This window comes from Campylobacter sp. JMF_01 NE2, from assembly GCF_027737365.1.
Lineage (GTDB): Bacteria > Campylobacterota > Campylobacteria > Campylobacterales > Campylobacteraceae > Campylobacter_B.
Genome location: NZ_JAOVTR010000002.1, coordinates 116,791 through 133,402, shown reverse-complemented (window position 1 = coordinate 133,402; position 16,612 = coordinate 116,791). Strand labels below are relative to the sequence as shown.

At 42.1% G+C, this 16,612-nt stretch carries 19 protein-coding genes; 14 read left to right on the top strand and 5 right to left on the bottom strand.

The features are described 5' to 3' along the window. The first annotated feature begins 2 nt into the window (after window positions 1-2). Complete coding sequence (locus OFO01_RS03965) at window positions 3-1,238, top strand: nucleotide sugar dehydrogenase (RefSeq protein WP_270858890.1); 1,236 nt, start codon at window positions 3-5, stop codon at window positions 1,236-1,238. 23 nt (window positions 1,239-1,261) lie between these two features. On the opposite strand, the gene hemH is transcribed toward OFO01_RS03965, so the two are convergent. Next, on the bottom strand, window positions 1,262-2,209 hold the full coding sequence (gene hemH, locus OFO01_RS03960) for a ferrochelatase (RefSeq protein ID WP_270858889.1): 948 nt from the start codon (window positions 2,207-2,209) through the stop codon (window positions 1,262-1,264). Continuing rightward, entirely contained in the window at window positions 2,206-3,066 is an 861-nt protein-coding gene (locus OFO01_RS03955) for a Gfo/Idh/MocA family protein (protein WP_270858888.1), read from the bottom strand. Before OFO01_RS03955 ends, hemH begins: the two co-directional genes overlap by 4 nt. 120 nt (window positions 3,067-3,186) lie before the next feature. Between OFO01_RS03955 and alaS the strand changes: the two genes are divergently transcribed. Genes alaS through OFO01_RS03925 form a run of 6 tightly spaced genes read left to right on the top strand, consistent with a single transcriptional unit; the run spans window position 3,187 to window position 9,189 of the window. Then, on the top strand, window positions 3,187-5,739 hold the full coding sequence (gene alaS / locus OFO01_RS03950) for an alanine--tRNA ligase (RefSeq protein WP_270858887.1): 2,553 nt from the start codon (window positions 3,187-3,189) through the stop codon (window positions 5,737-5,739). Beyond that, window positions 5,736-6,230, top strand: a complete 495-nt coding sequence (locus OFO01_RS03945) for a hypothetical protein (RefSeq protein ID WP_270858886.1) — start codon at window positions 5,736-5,738, stop codon at window positions 6,228-6,230. Before alaS ends, OFO01_RS03945 begins: the two co-directional genes overlap by 4 nt. Next, entirely contained in the window at window positions 6,227-6,787 is a 561-nt protein-coding gene (gene maf, locus OFO01_RS03940) for a septum formation inhibitor Maf (protein WP_270858885.1), read from the top strand. The genes OFO01_RS03945 and maf overlap by 4 nt, the downstream gene beginning before the upstream one ends. Further along, window positions 6,768-8,684, top strand: coding sequence for a transglycosylase domain-containing protein (locus OFO01_RS03935; RefSeq protein WP_270858884.1), 1,917 nt, complete (start codon window positions 6,768-6,770; stop codon window positions 8,682-8,684). Before maf ends, OFO01_RS03935 begins: the two co-directional genes overlap by 20 nt. Window positions 8,685-8,726: 42 nt before the next feature. Beyond that, window positions 8,727-9,038 carry a hypothetical protein gene (locus OFO01_RS03930; protein ID WP_270858883.1) on the top strand — a complete coding sequence of 104 codons (312 nt, stop codon included), beginning with the start codon at window positions 8,727-8,729 and terminating at the stop codon, window positions 9,036-9,038. Further along, window positions 9,031-9,189: a hypothetical protein gene (locus OFO01_RS03925; RefSeq protein WP_270858882.1), complete on the top strand. Its 159-nt coding sequence runs from the start codon at window positions 9,031-9,033 to the stop codon at window positions 9,187-9,189. The genes OFO01_RS03930 and OFO01_RS03925 overlap by 8 nt, the downstream gene beginning before the upstream one ends. A 209-nt stretch (window positions 9,190-9,398) precedes the next feature. Here the strand turns inward: OFO01_RS03925 and OFO01_RS03920 are convergent, their stop codons facing one another. Then, window positions 9,399-10,160: a pyridoxine 5'-phosphate synthase gene (locus OFO01_RS03920; protein WP_270858881.1), complete on the bottom strand. Its 762-nt coding sequence runs from the start codon at window positions 10,158-10,160 to the stop codon at window positions 9,399-9,401. Window positions 10,161-10,215: 55 nt separating this feature from the next. Between OFO01_RS03920 and OFO01_RS03915 the strand changes: the two genes are divergently transcribed. From OFO01_RS03915 to OFO01_RS03885, 7 genes are all read left to right on the top strand, one after another. Further along, a complete protein-coding gene (locus tag OFO01_RS03915) occupies window positions 10,216-11,259 on the top strand; it encodes a Ppx/GppA phosphatase family protein (RefSeq protein WP_270858880.1) in 1,044 nt (347 codons plus the stop codon). A 50-nt stretch (window positions 11,260-11,309) separates the two neighbouring features. Continuing rightward, window positions 11,310-11,750 carry a GatB/YqeY domain-containing protein gene (locus OFO01_RS03910; RefSeq protein WP_270858879.1) on the top strand — a complete coding sequence of 147 codons (441 nt, stop codon included), beginning with the start codon at window positions 11,310-11,312 and terminating at the stop codon, window positions 11,748-11,750. A gap of 148 nt (window positions 11,751-11,898) precedes the next feature. Continuing rightward, window positions 11,899-12,162, top strand: coding sequence for a co-chaperone GroES (groES, locus tag OFO01_RS03905; RefSeq protein ID WP_270858878.1), 264 nt, complete (start codon window positions 11,899-11,901; stop codon window positions 12,160-12,162). Between the two features lie 11 nt (window positions 12,163-12,173). Further along, window positions 12,174-13,811 (top strand): chaperonin GroEL, encoded by a 1,638-nt coding sequence (groL, locus tag OFO01_RS03900; protein ID WP_270858877.1) that lies wholly within the window; start codon window positions 12,174-12,176, stop codon window positions 13,809-13,811. A gap of 144 nt (window positions 13,812-13,955) precedes the next feature. After that, entirely contained in the window at window positions 13,956-14,282 is a 327-nt protein-coding gene (locus tag OFO01_RS03895; protein ID WP_270858876.1) for a hypothetical protein, read from the top strand. 14 nt (window positions 14,283-14,296) lie between these two features. Beyond that, window positions 14,297-14,626: a DUF4298 domain-containing protein gene (locus OFO01_RS03890; protein ID WP_270858875.1), complete on the top strand. Its 330-nt coding sequence runs from the start codon at window positions 14,297-14,299 to the stop codon at window positions 14,624-14,626. A gap of 2 nt (window positions 14,627-14,628) precedes the next feature. Continuing rightward, complete coding sequence (locus tag OFO01_RS03885; protein ID WP_270858874.1) at window positions 14,629-15,291, top strand: tetratricopeptide repeat protein; 663 nt, start codon at window positions 14,629-14,631, stop codon at window positions 15,289-15,291. 48 nt (window positions 15,292-15,339) lie between these two features. Here the strand turns inward: OFO01_RS03885 and OFO01_RS03880 are convergent, their stop codons facing one another. Further along, a complete protein-coding gene (locus OFO01_RS03880) occupies window positions 15,340-16,146 on the bottom strand; it encodes a M48 family metallopeptidase (protein WP_270858873.1) in 807 nt (268 codons plus the stop codon). Further along, on the bottom strand, window positions 16,139-16,609 hold the full coding sequence (locus tag OFO01_RS03875; RefSeq protein ID WP_270858872.1) for a YbjQ family protein: 471 nt from the start codon (window positions 16,607-16,609) through the stop codon (window positions 16,139-16,141). Before OFO01_RS03875 ends, OFO01_RS03880 begins: the two co-directional genes overlap by 8 nt. Between the last annotated feature and the right edge of the window lie 3 nt (window positions 16,610-16,612).

The window sequence follows — 16,612 nt, the reverse complement described above, 5'->3', positions numbered from 1 at the left end:
CGATGAAAATAGGAATTATCGGACTTGGTTATGTGGGACTTCCCCTAGCAGCGGCATTTAGCGCAAAACACAGCGTAGTGGGCTTTGATATAATGAAATCTCGCATAGACGAGCTAAACGGGGGCCATGATAAGACCCTAGAATTAGAAGATGACAAACTTGCCACTGCGCTAAAAAACGGGCTTAAATTTACTTGCGATGTAAATGATTTAAAAGATTGCAACTTTTATGTCGTTTGCGTCCCAACGCCTGTGGATAAATTCAACCGCCCAGATATCACGCCACTAATCAAAGCTAGCCAGAGTGTGGGCTCGGTGCTTAAAAAGGGCGATATCGTAGTGTATGAAAGCACGGTCTATCCCGGGGCTACTGAGGAGGATTGTGTGCCTGTTTTAGAGCGCACTAGCGGGCTTAAATTTAACGAGGATTTTTTCTGCGGATACTCACCAGAGCGCATAAATCCGGGTGATAAAATTCACACCGTAACAAAAATCAAAAAAATCGTCTCAGGTAGCAATGAGCGCACCCTCGATATCGTTGATGAGACATACTCTTCTATCCTAGAAAACGGCACTTTTCGCGCCAAAAGTATCAAGGTAGCAGAAGCTGCCAAAGTCATCGAAAATACACAACGCGACATAAATATCGGCTTTATCAACGAGCTTGCGATTTTGTTTAACAAGCTAGGAATAGATACCAATGATGTCATCGACGCAGCTGCGACGAAATGGAATTTCCTAAGCTTCCGCCCAGGGCTTGTGGGAGGGCATTGTATCGGCATAGATCCATACTACCTAGCCCAAAAAGCCACAGAGGTGGGTTATCACCCGCAAATCATACTCGCAAGTCGCCGTATCAACGACAATATGGGCAAATATGTCGCCACACAGGTTGTGCAGATGATGATAAAATTTGACAAAAAAATCAAACATAGCAAAATTTTGATTTTAGGTCTTACCTTTAAAGAAAACTGCCCAGACATACGCAATACGCGCGTTATTGATATGATTGATGAGCTTAAAAATTTCGGTTGCGCGGTCAGTGTGTATGATCCATGGGCGAGCAAGGACGACGCGAAACGCTACTACGATATCGAGCTAATCGAAAAGCCAAATTTAGGCGAATTTGATTGCGTTGTAATCGCTGTGGCGCACAATCAATTTAAAGAATTCGACTACTCTGGCTCACTAGTGTATGATGTGAAAAATATCTACGAAGGCGCGCAAGGCAGGCTATAATAAGTTATAATCTGGGGCTAAATTTAGCCCTGGGTTTTTTGAGCGTGAGTGATGATAAACGAGGCAAACTCATCGCTAAAATTCGGACACTCACAAACCTCGAAATAGCTAAATTTAAGCTCTTTTGCCACATTTCTAAAATACATATCAAGCTCAAATTTCGTCTCAGAATTATCTATGCAAAACGAAATCGGAAAAATCAGCGCGCGCTCATTTTGCAAATTTGCCAAATGCTCGTTTAGGTTTGGTTCTAGCCATTTTACGGGGCCTAGGCGGGATTGATAGGCAAGAGAGATATCTTTAAATTTTATGCCAGATTTTTGCAAAATTTCACTTAGAATTTTGACATGCTCATTAACCTGCGCCTCGTAAGGATCGCCAGCGGCGATGATTTTTACAGGCAGTGAGTGAGCCGAGAAAACTAAGCTTGTGCGCGAAATTTCATCGGCGCTTAAATTTTTGATTTTTTCTTTGATTAAATTTAGCAGGATTTGGTTGTAAATTTCGCTTTTGTAAAAAATATCAACTATTTTAAAATTTGAAATTTCTAAATCCACTAGGGCTTTTTTAGCGTCATCAATGCTCGATTTCACCGTTGTTTGCGAAAAATGCGGATAAAGTGGAAAAAGTAAAATTTCATCAAATTTCGCATATTTTGCCAAAACATCACGAGCAAAAGGGGCAGTGTAATTCATAGCAAAATCGCAAACAAACTCATTTTGGTATAAATTTATCTTATCGCAAAGTCGCTTTGTAAGCCCAGCGATAGGGGACTTTCCGCCAAGTTTTTCGTAGTTTTGGCACGCTTCTTTAACACGCATTTTGGTAATCAAACTAGCTAAAATTTTGCGCAAAATTTTGCTTTTAACACCCAAAATATTTGGATCGCAAAACATATTTTTTAAAAATACGCTAACCTCGTCTAGGCTATTTGGACCGCCCATATTTAGGAGAATTAAGGCTTTTTTCACGAGATTAACTCTCTTAGTTTGATTGCTTCATCAGGGGTCGCAATTCCCTCGAATTTAGAATTTTCGATTAAATTTAAAAACGCTTTGTGCTGGTATCTAAGCGCGTAATCATCGCGATCGACACGCTGATTTATCCGTCCGTCGTTTGTAACCTTGAATAAATTTAGCGATTCTAAATCGCCAAAATAAACGCCAGAATTCGTGCAAATCTCCACGCCGTGGCGTTTGAGCGGATATAAATTTGATAGCAAAATCGTGCAATTACTCATTGACTTTGTGCGAAATGCGACGCCAATGCCGTTAGAATCGCCGTTTTTGCAGATATTTTGTGATGAAATTTCAGATTTGCTAAGCAGAGCAATCAAATCCAAATCCCTAATCAGCGCATTTTGCAAGCAGTTTGCACTCTCAGAGCTAAATCCATCTACGAAATTTATCGAATAAATTTTCTCGTCCTTAGCTAACTCCCTACACAGCGAGATTATGACAGGATTATAGCGCCCAGCATATCCCACGCCAAGCTTCGCGCCATTAATCGAAATAGAGTAATTTATCTCCCTAGCCTCAGCTAAATTCCCAGCTAGCGGGGATTCTACAAAGATATTTTTGGTAAAAGGTATGCATTTTAAAATGATTTCTTTGTGCGTCGCAGGCGGTGTAGCGATGACCACAGCGTCTGGTTTGGCGCTTTCGAACATTTTCGATAAATCATTATAAAGTGGATATCTAGGGCCAAAATCCTCGGTTTTTTCTTTGTCATAAAGCGCGACCAAATCGAAATAATCGCTTCTTCTAAGCTCTTTGAAATGTTTTGCGCCAAGCTCCCCTAAGCCTATTATGGCTATTTTTTTCTTCATTAATTAATCCTGTAAATTTTGCATATTTTTCATTATAACGAATAAGAGTAAAAATTTATATTTCTTAAAATCAAAATTTGCTAAAATGGGCACTAAATTTTACTAAATTTAGGATAGTTAATGGATATTAGAAAAGCTTATTTAGACTTTTTTGCGTCAAAAGGACACGAGGTTATGCCAAGCTCACCGCTTGTGCCAGATGATGATAGTTTATTATTCACAAATGCCGGTATGGTGCCGTTTAAGAGCATTTTTACAGGTGCGGTGCCACGCCCAACTCCACCGATTCGCACGAGTTGCCAAACCTGCATTAGAGCAGGCGGCAAACACAATGACCTTGATAATGTCGGCTACACAGCGCGCCACCACACATTTTTTGAAATGCTTGGAAATTTCAGTTTCGGCGAGTATTTCAAAACAGACGCGATAGCCTACGCATGGGAGTTTGTAACCGAAATTTTAAAACTCCCAAAAGAAAAACTCTATGTTACCGTCCATGATAGCGATGACGAGGCGTTTGAAATTTGGTCGCGCCATATCGCAAAAGAGCGAATTTATCGCTTCGGCGATCACGATAATTTCTGGGCTATGGGCGATACTGGACCTTGTGGGCCATGTAGCGAGATTTTTTACGATCAAGGAAGCGAGCATTTCCATAGCGATGAGGATTATATGGGCGGAGACGGCGATCGTTTCTTAGAAATTTGGAATTTAGTCTTTATGCAATACGAGCGCTCAGCCGATGGCAAACTCTCGCCACTTCCAAAACCATCAATCGACACAGGCATGGGTTTAGAGCGCGTAACAGCGATAAAAGAGGGTAAATTTAGCAATTACGATAGCTCGCTATTTATGCCATTAATCGGCGCAGTCGAGAAGCTATGTGGCAAAAAATACGAGTATGAAACTGGCGCGAGCTACCGCGTCATCGCAGATCATATCCGCTCGGTTACATTTTTGCTAGCCCAAGGCACGAACTTTGATAGAGAGGGCAGAGGCTATGTGCTTAGAAGGATTTTGCGCAGGGCGGTTAGACATGGATATTTGCTAGGCATAAAAGAGCCGTTTATGTATAAGCTAGTCGATGATGTTTGCGCTAGTATGGGCTCTCACTATACATATCTAAACGAGAAAAAAGAGGCTGTAAAAGAGCTAGTAAAACTCGAAGAAGAGCGATTTTTCGCCACTTTGGCAAACGGAATCGAGCTATTTAACGAAGAATTAGCCAAAACCTCAGGCAATGTTTTCTCTGGCGATGTCGCATTTAAGCTCTATGATACCTACGGATTTCCGCTCGATCTCACAGCCGATATGCTAAGAGAGAAAAATCTTAAAGTCGATGAGGCTAAATTTGATGAGCTAATGGCGGAACAAAAACGCAGAGCCAAAGCCAGCTGGAAGGGCTCAGGAGATAAAGCGCAAGCCAAAGGCGATTTCGCGCAACTTATCGAAAAATTTGGCAAAAATGAGTTTGTGGGGTATTCATGCCAAGAAACTGAAAGCCGAATTTTGGCCCTTTTGGACGAGAATTTTAAAATTTGCGATAGTTTAGAGCCAGGACACACTGGCTGGGTAATGCTAGATATCACGCCATTTTACGCTACAAGTGGCGGTCAGTGCGCAGATACCGGCACTATCGAAAAAAGCGAGGTTATCGACACGCAAAAATTCTTTGATTTAAATTTATCTCAAATCAAAGTAAAAAGCCTGCTTAAAACCGGCGATCTTGTAAAATGCGTGGTAAGCGCTGGCAAAAGAGCGATGATAGCGCGTCATCACAGCGCGACACACCTGCTTCACGCTGCGCTAAGAGAGGTTTTGGGCGATCATATCGCGCAGGCTGGATCGCTTGTAGAGGCAAACAGACTTAGATTTGACTTTTCGCACCCAAAAGCGATGAGTAGTGAAGAACTCGCCAAAGTCGAGCAAATCGTAAATCACTGGATTAGCGCGGGTGCGCAGAATAAAACTGAAATTTTAGATATAGATGAGGCCAAAAAATCAGGCGCGATTGCGCTTTTTGGCGAAAAATACGGCGCAAAAGTGCGTGTGGTAAGCTTTGGCGATGTAAGCAAGGAGCTTTGCGGCGGCACCCATGTCGAAAACATAAGCGAAATCGGAGCGTTTTTGATCTCAAAAGAGAGTGGCGTAAGTGCTGGCGTGCGCAGAATCGAGGCGATTTGTTCGCAAGAAGTGCTAAATTTCACGCTAAATTTAAGATCGCAAATTAACGAAATCGAAGCTGAATTTAAAGGCGCAAACCCACTAGATGGCATTAAAAAGCTAAAAGATGAAATCAAAGGCTTAAAAGAAAAATTAAAACACGCAGGCGATCAAAAGTCTCTGCCTTGCCAAGAAATCTCAGGCGTGAAGCTTTGCGTAGCAGTGGTAGAAAACGGCGAAATTAAAACCATGATTGATGAGTTTAAAAACGCGAACGAAAAGGCTGCGATTTTGCTAATGCAAGTGGGCGAAAACGATAAAATCACAGTCGCAGCCGGAGCGAAAAACGCCCCAATCAAGGCTGGCGAGTGGGTTAAAATGACGGCTCAAATTTTAGGCGGTAACGGCGGCGGACGCGATGATTTCGCTACTGCTGGCGGAAAAGATACTAGCATGGTTTCTAGCGCGCTAGCTGGGGCACTAGAATTTGCAAAAGGTAAGCTAGGTTGAACGAATTAGAAACGAGCTTTGCCAGAAGTGATCAAATTTTGCCCCTAATTCACATTTTAGGGGCGATTTGCTTTATTTGCGCGCATGTTTGCATTATCATGCTGATTCGAATTTTCAGCGATAAAACAGACATCACAAACTCAAATTTCGAAAAAATCAAATTTTATCTTTCGAAATTTAATCTCTTTTTCGGCTCGTTTTTTTTGATTATAATTGTGAGTGGATTTTTTCTAAGCATAGGCAACAACTTCAAGTTCGCAGATCCTATGATAAATGCTGTAATCGTTACGCTGTGGGTTTTGGCGGTGTTTATTTTGATAAATTTTGGCTATGTTTATTTTAAATTTTACTCGTTTAAAAAGGCGCTTTTAGCAGGCGATAAATTCGAAGCTAGCGAGCATTTGATTATCATCGCTAGATATTTTGTCCCGCTAAATGTCGCTGTATCGGTGCTTTGCACCTATCTTTGTGTAGCGGTGGGTAGATTTTGATTTATTTGGTTTCATCTTCGCCGACAAGGGCGCAGATTTTGCGGGAAGCTGGGATAAAATTCGAGCAAATCAGCTTTGAATTTGACGAAAATGTAGGCGACATAGCCGATGCTAAAACATACGCTTACCGCGTGGCAAGCGCGAAAAAATCGCAGTTTTTAGCCAAAAACAAAAATGCAAAAAATTTGCTTTTTTGCGATAGCTCGGTCTTGGTAGGTGGCAAAATTTTAGGCAAAGCAAAGGACATTGGCCACGCAAGAGCTATGCTAAACGCCCAATCTGACGCTATTAGCGAGGTTTATACGGCGATGATTTTTGTGGGCGAGGGTTTTGAGATAAGCACGCTTTTGGTAGCTAGTTATAAATTCGCCAAATTTAGCGAGGAAGATTTAGAAGCGTATCTAAAAAGTGGCGATTGGCGCGGCAAAGCAGGGGCTATGAGTATCGAGGGGTTTAACAAAAAATATATCCAAAGCTTTCGTGGCGATACTAGCACCGCTATGGGTTTAAATGTGGAAATTTTAAAAAGGTATTTAGATGGTAAGAATTTTATTTAGTTTTATTACGGTTTGTTTTTTCGCAGGGTGCGGTGTGTTTATGTATTTTTATACGCAAATTCGCCTAGAATCGAACTCTATTATTGATTATCACCCAGAGCTAACGACCAAAATTTACGATAGAAACGGCAACTTGCTTGCCAATATTTTCAACGAACAAAACCGCCTTTATACTAGATTTGACGAAATTCCAGGCCGTATGGTTGAAGCCCTAGTAGCTATCGAGGATACCGCGTTTTTCGAGCATCAGGGCATTAATACAGAGGCGATTTTTCGCGCGATTGTAAAAGATATAAAAGCGATGAAATTTGTGGAAGGTGCCTCCACTATCACGCAACAACTTGTCAAAAATTTGGTTTTATCTAGCGAAAAAAAGATAGATAGAAAAATCAAAGAGATGATTTTATCGCTAAAAATCGAAAACACCCTAAGCAAAGAGGAAATTTTAGAAAGATATTTTAACGAAGTGTATTTCGGGCACGGGTATTACGGCGTCAAAACTGCCGCGCTTGGGTATTTTAAAAAGGATTTAGCCGACCTTAGTATCAAAGAAATCGCCATTTTGGTGGGTTTGCCAAAAGCCCCTAGCCAGTATGACCCTACCAAGCACCTAGATTTGGCACTTTCTCGCGCAAACAATGTAATTTACCGTATGCACGAGCTTGGCTGGATAAATAAAACCGAGTATGAAATCGCAATGGCAGAAGAGCCGTTTGTCTATGATGAAACCCTAACCCAAAATGTCGCCCCATACGCAGTCGATGAGATCGTCAAAGAGGCTGAAAGACTGCTACCAGATGTGCGCACAGGCGGATATAGAATCGAAACAAGCCTTGATTTAAAGGCGCAAGAAATGGCGCAAGAGGCGCTGATTTTTGGCTACAACGAAATTTTAAAACGCAACAAAGACGCAAATGCTAGCAATGTAAATGGTGCGATTATCGTTACGCACCCGCAAAATGGCGAAATTATCGCACTTGTAGGCGGTGTGGATTATGCCAAATCAAATTTCAACCGTGCTAGCCAAAGCAGACGCCAAACAGGGTCAAGCTTCAAGCCATTTATCTACCAAATCGCCCTAGATAGCGGGTATTCGACGATGACAGAGGTCCCTGATATCGCGCGCGAATTTGACGATGGAAGCAACAAAAGCTGGAAACCGAAAAACTACGATAGCACATACAGCGGCTATATCACGATAAAAGAGGCCTTGCAACGCTCTCGCAACCTCGCTTCGATAAATTTAATGCAATCAATCGGCATTGAGCGCACGATTCGCAAACTAAACGAATACGGCTTTAAAAATGTCCCGCCAGCGCTGTCTGTGGCGATCGGAAGTTACGGCATTTCGCCACTTGAATACTCGACTATGTATTCGATGTTTCCTGGTCTTGGCATTAGCACGAAGTCTAAATTCATCACCGCAATCACCGATAATAACGGCACTACGCACTATATCGAGCCTGAGCGCAGACGCATTTTGCGCCCAGAACAGGCGTATTTGATGACGACGCTGATGAAAAACATAGTCCAGCGAGGAACTGGCACCAGAGCGCGCGTGCAAGGCATCGAAATCGCGGGCAAAACAGGCACTTCAAACGATAGCATTGATGCGTGGTTTTGCGGATTTACGCCTGATTTGCAAATCATTGTTTGGTATGGAAACGACGATTACAAGCCTATGCGCAAGGTAGAAGGTGGCGGTAGAACTGCTGCGCCTGTGTTTGCGAAATTTTTGGAAAATTATCTTAAAGAATACCCGCAAGCTAAGCGAAATTTCAGCGTCCCAAGTGGAGTATTTACCCGTAGATACGGTGCTAGCGATGAGTATTACACCAAAATTTCCCCACTTCCAAGAAGGGTTGAAACAAATGCAGAAGACGGGTTGATGTTTTAGAGGCAAAATTTTTGAGAATAATTTAAACAAAAAACGCAAAAAATGGGAAATTTTTTAAAATTTCAAGGTTTAACATTTTTAACCCTGCTAATTTTTGATTTTTGTTTTTTTCTGCTGTGTTCCGCATTTTTGGGCGAATTTTTTGCCTTTATCATTTTAGGATTTTTAAATTTAGGATTTGTTTTTAAATTTTGCCTAGCTTTGTGGAAATTTTATAAAGGCACATACGAGGAGGAAAAATTCAGCGCAAAATTCGCATTTGCACAATTTGCGAAATATTTTGCGGAAGCACTATTTTTAGGAATTTGGTTGATATTAGAAGCTGCTTCGGCACTTTTTAGCTCGCTTGGGTGAAATACTTTTAAAATTCCGCTTCGCAAATTTAAAATACTGCGCCGAAAATTTAAAATTTTGCTTTTATGATATTGCGCCCGAAATTTTGCTTTTAAGTGTCATTGCGAGCCCGCTTTGCGGGCGTGGCAATCTACAAAATCCAAATCACTAACCGCTATAATGGCAAAATTCTAAAATTCAAAATTTCGCGAAATTCTGCCATTTACTCTACTTTTAATTTTAGCTTTGTAGATTGCTTCGTCAATGCTTCGCATTTCCTCGCAATGACACTTAAAGACGAAATTTCGGCGCAGTATTTAAAATTTGCGAAGCGGAAATTTTGGAGTTTTAAAAATTTCCCTTAAATTTCGCAAATTTCGCCTATTTTATCACCTCTTTCATCTCTTTTATCGCATTTTCAAGCCCTACGAAAATCGCGCGCGAAATGATACTTTGACCGATATTTACGAGCGAAATTTCACTATTTTTCACCAGCGCAGAGACATTTTGATAGTTCAGACCCCCGCCAGCAGTCACATTCATACCTAGCCCTTTGGCATACGCGCTCATGTGGCGAAGCTTGGAGATTTCATCTTTTAACATTGATTTTAGCGTATCAAGCGGGAGATTATACGCCTTTATCGCATGTGGCGTAAAAGCCAAATTTGACCTAATCGTCGCAAACAGCGCAGAGTATGTGCCGGTGCGAAGCTCGATCGAGCGGACATTAAAATCATTTGCCATGTCGATTACTTCGCGCACAGGCTCGATAAACAGCCCCACGCGCACGCCTGAGTGTTGCAAAAACTCGATATCACTCGCGATTTGCTCAGAGTGCAGATTTAGCCCACAATCCTCGCCAGAGTGCGGCACTAGCGTGATACGATATGGTTTAGCCTTGACCAAAATCTCCAAAAGCTCGCTCCCGCCGCTACACTCGACATTTACAGGCACCTTTGAGTGGCGCACGATATCTGCTATATCATCTTCGTTGATATGGCGTCGATCCTCGTGCAAACGAAGCGTGATTTGATTTGCACCTGCGCTGATTGCGGTGTATGCCGCCATCAAGATATCAGGGTCGTTCATCGCCCGTGCCTCGCGCAAAACCGCGACATGATCGATATTTACTCCAAGTAGCATTTTAACTCCTAAGAAAATTTTCGCTATTATAACCAAAAAAGGTAAGGAGAAATTTATGGTTTTAGGCTTTGATTTGGGCTCGAATACACTGCGCGCATGCGTGATGAAGCCGACTAAAACGGGCTTTGAGATAGTTAAATCTAGTGAGCGCATAGTAGGCTCAGCTAGGGGATTAGTGGCAAACAAACCTTTGCAAAATGACGCCAAAGAGCGTATTTTGCGGGCTTTGGGCGAAATTTTAGAGGAACTTTCGGATTTGATTTATGAGCGAAATTTAGAGATTTTGGATAATTGTGCTAAAAATTTAGAGAGCGGGAATACCTGCGCGCAAAATTTGGATTTTGAAAATACCTGCGCGCGAAATTTTAAAAACGCTAAATTTAGCCTACCTTACGCCGCTGTGGCGACGGAAGCCTTTCGAGTCGCCAGCGATAGCGTAGAATTTTTCGAAAAACTTTACAAAGAATTTTGCGTAAAATTTAGCATAATCGACGGCGAAAGAGAAACAAATTTGACCAGGCTTGGTATCGAAAACAGACTTCAAATTTTAGGTATCAAAGTGCAAAATGCCGTCAGTATCGACCTTGGCGGGGCTAGCACAGAGATAAGCAGTGCCGAATTTGGACAAAGCTTTAAATTTGGCATTGTGAGATTTTGTAACGAAAATCCCGGAATTTTACAAAATTTTAATTACGCCAAATTTAGCCAAATCGCAAACGAGCAAGCAAGAAGCGCAAGGGAGTTTTTGCACAGTTTAGGCGCAGGAAAAATCGTGCTCACAAGCGGTGTGCCAACCACGATAAGCGCCCTTAAATTGGGAATTTGTGCCAAAGATTACGACGCAGGCAAAATCAATGGAAGCGTTTTGAGATTTAGCGATTTTGCTGGAGCGATAGAGCAAATTTTGAAATTCTCAAAGCGCGAAGCCGATGAGGCAATGGGCGAAAATAGGGCGGAGGTTATCGTGGCTGGGGCGCTACTTTTAGAGGCGATTTTGAACGATTTTAGCGGTAATGGCGCAGATTTTATCGTCGTTGATGATGGATTACGAGAGGGCGTGTGTATAAATTTAATGCAAAATTTGGCGATTAAGAATTAAATTTTAAATCCAAAAATAGTATCATACCCAAATTTTATCAAGGAGAAAAAATGGTAAGAGAGCAAATTTTAGAAGATATCAAAACCGCTATGAAATCCGGTGATACGGTGCGCAGAGACGCTTTGCGTATGCTAAATTCTACGCTTAAACAAATTGAGGTCGATGAGAGAATTACGCTAAGCGACGAGAGGGTTTTTAGTGTTTTGCAAACCGAAATCAAGCGCAGAAACGAAAGCGCAGCGCAATACAAGGCTGGTGGGCGCGAGGATTTGGCGCAAAAAGAGCTTGGCGAGGCCGAAATTATCAGCGCGTATCTGCCAAAACAGCTTAGCAATGACGAGCTTAGCACGGCTTTGAGCGCACTGCTTGGCGAGCTTGGTGCAACGAGTGCCAAAGATATGGGGCGCGTGATGAAAGCCGCAAAAGAAAAATTCGGCGCCAGTGTCGATGGCAAACGCCTAAGCGAAGCGGTAAAATCGGCTTTAAACTAAAATTTAAAATTCACAATTTAGGCTAAAATTTAAGCAAAATTTTAGCCTAAAACTATTGACAAAAAATCAAATTTTGCATATAATCTAGCACTCAAAGATACAGAGTGACAACTTTTAGAAAATCAAAACTAATTTAGAAAGGACGAAAATGAATTTTCAACCACTTGGAAAACGCGTTTTAATCGAGCGCGAGGAAGAGACCAAAACCACAGCTAGCGGTATCATTATCCCAGATAACGCTTCAAAAGAGAAGCCATCAACTGGCAAAATCGTGGCTGTTGGCACAGAGTGCGATAGCGTAAAACTTGGCGATGTTGTAGCGTTCGCAAAATACGCTGGCGCGGATATCACAATCGATGATAAGAAATATCTTATCTTAAATTTAGAAGATGTTTTAGGAATACTTAAATAAAAGGAATCAAAATGGCAAAAGAAATTTTTTTCTCAGACGAAGCTAGAAACAAACTTTACTCAGGCGTCAAAAAACTAAACGACGCAGTTAAAGTAACAATGGGACCAAGAGGCAGAAATGTGCTTATCCAAAAAAGCTTTGGCGCACCTGCTATCACAAAAGACGGCGTAAGCGTAGCAAAAGAAATCGAGCTTAAAGACACTCTCGAAAATATGGGCGCAAGCTTGGTTAGAGAGGTCGCGAGCAAAACTAACGACGAGGCAGGGGACGGCACAACTACTGCGACCGTGCTAGCTCACGCGATTTTCAAAGAGGGCTTACGCAATGTAACAGCTGGCGCAAATCCTATCGAAGTAAAACGCGGTATGGATAAATTTAGCGCAGCCGTAATCGAAGAGCTAAAAAAATCTGCAAAAGCAGTAAGTGGTAAAAAAGAGATCGCCCAAGTCGCTACAATCTCAGCTAACAACGATGAGAGCGTGGGTGATTTGATTTCTGAGGCTATGGAAAAGGTCGGCAAAGACGGCGTAATCACAGTCGAAGAAGCAAAATCAATCAACGACGAGCTAAATGTGGTCGAGGGTATGCAATTCGACAGAGGCTATTTAAGCCCATATTTCATCACAAACCCTGAAAAAATGCTAGTAGAGCTTAGCTCACCGCTAATTTTACTTTTCGATAAAAAAATTACAAATTTAAAAGATTTGCTTCCGGTTTTAGAGCAAGTTCAAAAAACAGGCAAACCACTTCTAATCATCGCAGAGGATATCGAGGGTGAAGCACTTGCGACTTTGGTTGTCAATAAACTTCGTGGCGTGCTAAACATTTCAGCCGTAAAAGCCCCTGGATTTGGCGATAGAAGAAAGGCAATGCTAGAAGATATCGCTATCCTTACAGGCGGAACAGTCGTAAGCGAAGAGCTAGGCAGAACGCTAGAAAGCGCAAATATGGCTGATCTTGGTCAGGCTGAGCGTATCGTAATCGACAAAGACAACACTACAATCGTAAATGGTGTAGGCGAAAAAAGTGCAATCGACGCTAGAATCGCGCAAATCAAAGCTCAAATTTTAGAGACAACAAGCGATTATGATAAAGAAAAATTGCAAGAACGCCTTGCAAAACTAAGCGGTGGCGTAGCTGTAATCAAAGTAGGCGCAGCAACCGAAACAGAGATGAAAGAGAAAAAAGATCGCGTCGATGACGCGCTAAATGCGACAAAAGCGGCTGTCGAGGAAGGTATCGTAATCGGCGGTGGCGCTGCGCTAATCAAAGCTAGCAAAAATGTCAGCCTAGATCTAAGTGGCGATCAAAAAATCGGCGCAGATATCGTCAAACGCGCACTTTACGCTCCACTTCGCCAAATCGTAGAAAACGCTGGATATGACGCAGGCGTAATCGCAAACGCAGTCGAAAACGCAAGCGATGAGGCGCAAGGCTTCAACGCTGCAAGTGGCGAATTTACAAATATGTATAACGCTGGAATCATCGATCCGCTAAAAGTAGAGCGCGTAGCTTTGCAAAATGCAGTTTCAGTCGCTAGCATGCTACTAACCACAGAAGCGACAGTCAGCGAAATCAAAGAGGACAAACCAGCTCTTCCTCCAATGCCAGATATGGGTGGCATGGGCGGTATGGGCGGCATGATGTAAGCTTGCCTATCGCAAATTTAAGAGGCAAATTTAAGAGGGGCGATTCCCTCTTAAATTTGTAAAATTTATTCTATTTCTCGCTATAATCTTATTAAATTTTTAATTCTTTTTTTGTAAAATCAAGGCTTTTTAAAAGGAGAAAATATGAGAAGTCAAATTTTAAATTCCTTTGTTATTTTTGCCGTTTGTTTAGGGCTGGCAGGGTGTGTCCAAAACAAGCCAAAACCGCGCGTGGAGCCATATCCGATAGTCAAAGACAGCTCCAAACAACCGCCTAAAAAAACAAAAAGAATTAAGAAAAAACAAAACGCCTCTAAACAAGATAGCACGAAAAAACCTATCGCGCAAAATTCAGAGAAGCGTTGGGTTGTGGATATAGACTCTCTAAAAAGAGAAGAACCGCCAGCTACGGAAAAAAAGCCAAAGGTGGATAATGGCACTCCTCGCAAATACACTGTCCCGGTAGAGTAAATTTAGGCTAAGCGATGAAACGAGTAGAGCGAGTAGAGCAGATGAGCGAGATTTTAGCAAAAGTGCAAAAGTGCCTAGACGCATTTGAACTCGCCCTTGATGAGTATAAAAATTCGCAAAAACTTATCAAAAAACTTAGCAGATATTATTCTAGTAAAATTTGGCTAAGTGATTACGAGGCCGATGAAAGCGGTAAAATACCGCGCGAAATAGGTGAAGGGAAAAGCCTTCGTGCGATCAATCGCGGTGCGCTAAGCGAGGATGGAATTTACAGCGCTATTTGGCTAAACAAACAGCTAGCGCGCGATATGAAAAAATTATCAAATTTGATTTGTAAGGAATAAAAATGAACAAAAAATATGTTTTTATCTTGGTTTTGCTAGCGCTCTGCGCTGTGGGATCGGTTTTAGGCGTGGCTAAAAAAGACGAGCTTAAATGCTACGCAAAAGATGCTCAAAGCTGCCTAAATGTCGGTATGAAATACTTCGAAAACAGCCACGACCCAGTAGCGCAAAAGTATTTCAAACAATCTTGTGATTTAAAAAGCGCGTATGCGTGCTACAATCTAGGCGTTATGTTTGACAACGGCTTTGGTGTGGCTAGAAGAGAGCCAGAAGCGATTAGGTATTATACCAAGGCCTGCGATAGTGGCTATGCTCCAGCATGTGTAAATTTAAGCTATATCTACCACGACAGTTCAGTTTATAGCAACACAACCCAAGCTATCGAATTAGCCAAAAAAGCCTGCGATTTAGGCGAGGGAAGCGGGTGCTATAATCTAGGCTTTTATTATCTAAAAAGCAACGCATACCGCCAAAACATACCAGAGGCCATAGCTAGCTACGAAAAAGCCTGCGATCTAAACTACGCCCCAGCGTGCGGACTAATCGGAAATATGTTTGCCAAAGGCGAGTATTTGCAACAAAACAATCAAAAAGCCATAGCTTTTCACCAAAAAGCCTGCTCTCTTGGCAACGAAAAAAGCTGCGCACTCTTTAAAAAACAATAAATTTAGCTAAATTTCAACGGCGTTAAATTTGCAAATTTAACGCCAAATTTATCTTTTAAATTTCACTACTTCGCTTAAATTTTCATTGAGTTTAATTGTATTTTCTACGCTAAAATTCGACGATTTTATCGCGTCAATGCGCTTTTGCAAAAGCGGGTGCGATTCAAAAAGATTGATGAAGGTATCGCTATCACCAAGCTTTTTTGCGCTAGCAAAAAACTCATCTGCACCACCGATATGCCCATAAGCGCAGTTTAAAATCCTAAGCGCCTCGCTATCGGCGGCGGCTTCTTGCGAGCGCGAGTATTTGCCAGCAATCGCTCCGCCTAAAATTTGGCTTAGTCTTTCATCGCTAAAACCGAACAAAATCGCCATTACAGCGCCATTTCCTAAACCTTTTATGTGATCGCGGTGCTTAAAATGCGCTAGCTCGTGAGCTAAAACAAAGGCTAGCCCATTTTCGCTTTTAATATGCGAAAAAAGCCCGGTATTGACCGTGAGTGCACCATTTAGGGCTGCGCTTGCGTTTGGGATTTTGCTTTCGTTTATCACGATAAAATATTCATTTTTGACCTTGGCGCATGAATTTAGCCGTGAGGTTAGTGTGCGGATTTGCCTGACGAGCCTCTCGTGTTTTGGCTCGATTACACGCTCGCTTTCACTGGCTTTGAAAATTTTATACTCTTTGCCCTCTGGGATAAATTTCACAGCCACGCCCACGAAAATATTTAGCGCGAAAAACACACACGCGATAACTGCGACAAGCCCCACGCCAAGGGCTAGGAAATTTATAGCATGATTTTCTTTGGAATAATTTTGCTCGCCCTCGTTTTGCGAGGGAATAAATTTAGCCATTGAAATTCGCCTGTTTTGGCTCTTTGGCGTAATAAATCGCCGTAGCGTAAGCTAGGATTTCCACGCTTCCGACATTTTTCGTGGTTTGGTTTATCGAGCTTGTTTCTATGCGCAAATTTATAATCTCGTCCGCACCCAAGGCCTTTTCTTTTAGCCTAATCACAGCCTCGCGTCTAGCGCGGTCTAGCAGGCTTTCATACGGCACGACATCGCCACCGAAAAAATTTATCACGCTGGCGTAAATTCGCTTGAAATAATCAATACTTATAACCACATTTCCGCTTACAAATCTCACCCTTTCGATTTTGCCCGAATTTAACAATGGGTGTTTTGAGTTTGTGGTGGGTATGTGTAAAAACAGAGCCTCTTTTTTGCGAATTCTAGCGAAATGGCGCACCTCAGCTTGCTTGCCAAAGATATATCCAACCCCAAGCAAAATGAGAAATATTATAATATCGCTCATAGC

Excerpts from the sequence above, each read along its gene's own strand:
- OFO01_RS03965 (WP_270858890.1), top strand. The coding sequence starts at position 3 with ATGAAAATAGGAATTATCGGACTTGGTTATGTGGGACTTCCCCTAGCA.
- OFO01_RS03955 (WP_270858888.1), bottom strand. The coding sequence starts at position 3,066 with ATGAAGAAAAAAATAGCCATAATAGGCTTAGGGGAGCTTGGCGCAAAA.
- alaS (WP_270858887.1), top strand. The coding sequence starts at position 3,187 with ATGGATATTAGAAAAGCTTATTTAGACTTTTTTGCGTCAAAAGGACAC.
- OFO01_RS03935 (WP_270858884.1), top strand. The coding sequence starts at position 6,768 with ATGGTAAGAATTTTATTTAGTTTTATTACGGTTTGTTTTTTCGCAGGG.
- OFO01_RS03930 (WP_270858883.1), top strand. The coding sequence starts at position 8,727 with ATGGGAAATTTTTTAAAATTTCAAGGTTTAACATTTTTAACCCTGCTA.
- OFO01_RS03920 (WP_270858881.1), bottom strand. The coding sequence starts at position 10,160 with ATGCTACTTGGAGTAAATATCGATCATGTCGCGGTTTTGCGCGAGGCA.
- OFO01_RS03915 (WP_270858880.1), top strand. The coding sequence starts at position 10,216 with ATGGTTTTAGGCTTTGATTTGGGCTCGAATACACTGCGCGCATGCGTG.
- OFO01_RS03910 (WP_270858879.1), top strand. The coding sequence starts at position 11,310 with ATGGTAAGAGAGCAAATTTTAGAAGATATCAAAACCGCTATGAAATCC.
- groES (WP_270858878.1), top strand. The coding sequence starts at position 11,899 with ATGAATTTTCAACCACTTGGAAAACGCGTTTTAATCGAGCGCGAGGAA.
- groL (WP_270858877.1), top strand. The coding sequence starts at position 12,174 with ATGGCAAAAGAAATTTTTTTCTCAGACGAAGCTAGAAACAAACTTTAC.
- OFO01_RS03895 (WP_270858876.1), top strand. The coding sequence starts at position 13,956 with ATGAGAAGTCAAATTTTAAATTCCTTTGTTATTTTTGCCGTTTGTTTA.
- OFO01_RS03890 (WP_270858875.1), top strand. The coding sequence starts at position 14,297 with ATGAAACGAGTAGAGCGAGTAGAGCAGATGAGCGAGATTTTAGCAAAA.
- OFO01_RS03885 (WP_270858874.1), top strand. The coding sequence starts at position 14,629 with ATGAACAAAAAATATGTTTTTATCTTGGTTTTGCTAGCGCTCTGCGCT.
- OFO01_RS03880 (WP_270858873.1), bottom strand. The coding sequence starts at position 16,146 with ATGGCTAAATTTATTCCCTCGCAAAACGAGGGCGAGCAAAATTATTCC.
- OFO01_RS03875 (WP_270858872.1), bottom strand. The coding sequence starts at position 16,609 with ATGAGCGATATTATAATATTTCTCATTTTGCTTGGGGTTGGATATATC.